Origin of the sequence: Microcoleus vaginatus FACHB-2002, assembly GCF_040004035.1 — a bacterium.
Lineage (GTDB): Bacteria > Cyanobacteriota > Cyanobacteriia > Cyanobacteriales > Microcoleaceae > Microcoleus > Microcoleus vaginatus_C.
This window is the reverse complement of record NZ_JAMPLN010000082.1, coordinates 1-3,782: the sequence shown is the minus strand read 5'-3', so window position 1 is coordinate 3,782 and position 3,782 is coordinate 1. Positions and strand designations below refer to the sequence as shown.

Sequence of the window (3,782 nt, the reverse complement as noted above, 5' to 3'; positions counted from 1 at the left end):
ATCATCAAGACGCCGAACCAACCTACATAAATGCGGTTGTCGGTTGATGTTACCCACTCACAAAAGCGTTCCCAGACATTGGCGCTTTCGCGCTGCTGTAAGGTTGTTGTCATTTGTTTATGATTGCTTTATTTGGTTTTCAATGTTCGTGACGGCTTTGTGTTCCGCCATGTAAATAAACATAAAGCATATTCTCATGTTTGTAAAGTTTTTTTAACAACAGATTAACTGATAGAAGTTATAAGCTCAACTTATCAATATGAAGAAAACTGGATAAAGCGGTAAGAATGCACAAAAAAGTAGGTAAAGCCTGGAAGCGCGTCGCCTTCAGGCATAGAAATATTAGGATACAGACTTTTGCTGGCTGGGTATCATAATGAGAGCCCAATAGGGAACTTCAGCGGGTTCGACATCTGCGATCGCCCGAATTCGCTGATTCGGCATAGTTGCGCGTTCTATATACAGTGCTCGATCGAACTGTCCCAACTCAATCAGTACGTCCCTGACTTTCGCAAAATGCCGGCCCAGCTTAATAATCACAGCAGCATCAACAACCGCCAGTCGATCACGCAAAACCTCGGCATCCAGCGTCGCAGGCATAATACTTAACACATCGTTACGATAAGTCAGCGGCACTCCCAACGCAGCCGCACTCGCCATTGTCGAAGAAATTCCCGGCACAACTTCCGTGGTAAATGTCGCCGACAAACGGTTGAATAGATACATAAACGAGCCGTAGAGAAAAGGTTCGCCCTCACATAGCACCGCCACATCCTGTCCCTCGCTCAGATGGGCGGCAATTTTCTCGGCAGCAACATCATAATAAGGTTGAGACGATCGCGTCGGACTAAAAGGCAGGGGCATCGGAATCTCAATTTGCTCCGGGCGCAGATAATCAGCAACGATCGCCCGCGCCAGCACCTTACCATTTTCCATCGCCGGATAGGCAATCACCGGCACCGATTGCAAAATCCGATAAGCTTTCAAAGTAATCAACTCAGGATCGCCAGGGCCAATACCCAAACCGTACAATTTACCAGTAGCCTTAGTCATAATTCATCCTTTTTCGCTAACGCATTCACGGCCGCCGTTGCCATTGCACTGCCACCGCGCCGCCCGTGCAACGTAATAAATGGCACTCCCCGACTGTTGGCGGCCAGTTCGGCTTTGGATTCGGCAGCCCCCACAAATCCTACCGGGAAACCCAGAATTAAAGCTGGTTTGGGTGCTCCGGCATCTAGCATTTCCAGTAGTCGGAACAAAGCAGTCGGGGCATTGCCAATTGCCACAACCGCACCCTGCAAGTTATCCAGCCATAAATCAAGCGCCGCAGCCGATCGAGTATTTCCCATTTGCCGCGCCAACTCCGGGATTTCGGAATGCCAGAGGGTGCAAATCACCGGATTGTCAGCGGGAAGGCGTTTGCGAGTGATGCCTTCTGCCACCATCCGGGCATCGCACAGAATCGGCGCGCCTGCGGCGAGGGCTTGGCGTCCGCAGGTGGCTGCACCGGGGGAAGCTGCTAAATCTGCAACAATATCGGTCATGCCGCAACTATGAATTAGTCGCACGGCTACCGATTCTAAATCAGGCGGCAAGCTTGACAAATCTGCTTCGGCTCGAATTGTGGCGAAGGATTTGGTGTAGATTTCTGTTCCGTCTCGAATGTAGTCAATCATTGTTTAAAACTGCTATGGGAATTTTGTGGGATTTGTGAAATAGATTTTTTGAATAAACCGCGAAGATGGAAAGGAAGCGAAGGAAGAAATATCAAGAGAGATAGAAAGAGAAGTGATTAAAAATTGTCAGTTTGAATCGGATATTTTTTTACTTAAAATTCCCATTTTCGGCGCTGAACAACTCCTGCAATTGGTCGATCGCCCGCCGATCGACAAACTCACCAAATAACTCCAAAGGCTCTCGAAACCGCTGATATACCTCCAACATTCGCTCGATCGCACCGGGCATCTCGGCCACACTCACCGCCGGAAAAATTGGTCGCCCGAAGGGCAAATCTTTTCTACCCGCATAAATGTCGTAACCTTCGATCGTTTCGTCTCCTCGCTCAATCTGAATTCCCACCAGCGTGATATCAATTGGCCGGTGCTGGGCGCAGGACTTTTGGCAACCGCTGAAATGAATGTTAATCGGTTGGTCGAGCGTCAATTTTTGCGCTAAATCCCTCACCATTGCTAGGGCGTGACTTTGAGTATCTGTCGCCGCCGACGCACAGCCGCTGCTGCCGGCACAAGCCACCAAGCACGAATCTAGGCGAGTCGCCGACGAGTGCAATCCCAAATCGGCGATTTGCTGTTTTACCTCAAAAAGCTGGGAGTTGGGGATATCAGAAATCAACAGATTTTGCCACGGCGTAAGTCTCAGGGTACCGCTGGCTAGATTTTGGGCTAAATTTGCCAAATTCCGCAGTTGCTTTGATTCTAGCCTACCGAGAGGCAGTGCAATTCCCATGTAGGAGAAACTGGACTGTCGCTGAGGATGAATGCCGAGATGTCGGTGATGGGGGAGGGATTTTTCAGATGAGGCATCTTGCCTGTTTTTGGGAAAGGTGCAAGATGTGAATTGCCATAAAAATGGTAAATTCTGCTGTACCCGTTCTAGATAAATATCAGCGCCCCAATCTGCTAGCAGGTGACGCAAACGCGGTTTTTTGCCATCAATTCGAGGTCGAGTTTTGGTGTATTCAAGATAGGTGCTAGCGAGGCCGGCTAATACTGAAATACATTGCGATTCTTGGATTAAAATTCCTGTATCACCGTTTAAATACAGGCGAAAAAGGATTTCTGATTGGGTTGAACGCCCTTCAGCAGCTAATAAAATATCGTTGCGTAAATCGCCGATCGAAACCGATTCCCCGCCGTCGAAGCCAATACTGAACTTAGGTGAAAGTTCCGACAATTCGGGATGCGTTTGCAGGTAATCATCCCAAGCTTTCACTAGCGGGCGAGTATCCAGTAACTGCTGGCGATCGATCCCTGCTGTCGGGCTTGCCATAATATTGCGAATCGGGTCAACTTCAACGCGGCGAGACGCTATCCCCAATTCCTGCAAGCGGTTCCAGACTTCCGGGGCAATTTCCGAGTTCACTTCTCGGATTTGCAAATTTGCCCGATTTGTCACTTGCAAACAGCCGGTACTGTATTGATCAGCCACATCGGCGATCGTCCGACACTGCTGCGCGTTTAAAATTCCCCCAGGAATCCGCATTCTCGATAAAACTCCGTCTCGGGCTTGGGAACCATAAAATAAACCCGGACAAGTCGGCAAATCAGTCAAAGCTAACAAATAATCTCCTCCCCGTGTTACGCAGGGAATCCAAAAGTAAACGCCCACAAAGCGCCCCCGAAATCGGCATTCTGACTTTTACAGTTGCGGCACAGCGCCGGAATTGCACCGGACTTTCCCGCTTTCAGGTTTTAGAACGGTATCACGAGCTGACCCACAGAAAGCAAAACCCTCAACTTTCTTAACAAAACCCCTGGCGATGGCGTCGGGCCCCGCAAGCTACGGCCCTGTCTCTCCTCTCATCAGCTTTGCTAATAACCCTCATCAGTTTAACTGTCGCTACACCCCTTTACAAACCTTAACAACACCGTTAATAATATAAACATCATCCGAACATTGACAACCAAATACAGCAATCATAAAACCATGACAACAACCTTACAGCAGCGCGAAAGCGCCAATGTCTGGGAACGCTTCTGCGAGTGGGTAACATCGACCGACAACCGCATTTATGTAGGTTGGTTCGGCGTCTTGATGAT

3 protein-coding genes, 2 pseudogenes and 1 riboswitch are annotated in these 3,782 nt (G+C 49.0%); of the genes and pseudogenes, 1 reads left to right on the top strand and 4 read right to left on the bottom strand.

Annotated features, from left to right (window positions below; translation table 11 throughout):
- From NDI35_RS29580 to cobG, 4 genes and pseudogenes are all read right to left on the bottom strand, one after another.
- Window positions 1-113, bottom strand: a pseudogene (locus tag NDI35_RS29580) (photosystem II q(b) protein); the annotation flags it as partial.
- Window positions 114-342: 229 nt separating this feature from the next.
- Entirely contained in the window at window positions 343-1,053 is a 711-nt protein-coding gene (locus NDI35_RS29575) for a precorrin-2 C(20)-methyltransferase (protein ID WP_445315813.1), read from the bottom strand.
- Window positions 1,050-1,679 (bottom strand): precorrin-8X methylmutase, encoded by a 630-nt coding sequence (locus NDI35_RS29570; RefSeq protein ID WP_333058636.1) that lies wholly within the window; start codon window positions 1,677-1,679, stop codon window positions 1,050-1,052. The genes NDI35_RS29575 and NDI35_RS29570 overlap by 4 nt, the downstream gene beginning before the upstream one ends.
- Before the next feature lie 148 nt (window positions 1,680-1,827).
- Window positions 1,828-3,351, bottom strand: a complete 1,524-nt coding sequence (cobG, locus tag NDI35_RS29565; protein WP_445315812.1) for a precorrin-3B synthase — start codon at window positions 3,349-3,351, stop codon at window positions 1,828-1,830.
- Between the two features lie 8 nt (window positions 3,352-3,359).
- Window positions 3,360-3,439: riboswitch (adenosylcobalamin-variant (AdoCbl-variant) riboswitch) on the bottom strand.
- A gap of 230 nt (window positions 3,440-3,669) precedes the next feature.
- Here cobG and NDI35_RS29560 point away from each other — a divergent pair.
- A pseudogene (locus NDI35_RS29560) lies at window positions 3,670-3,782 on the top strand (photosystem II q(b) protein); the annotation flags it as partial.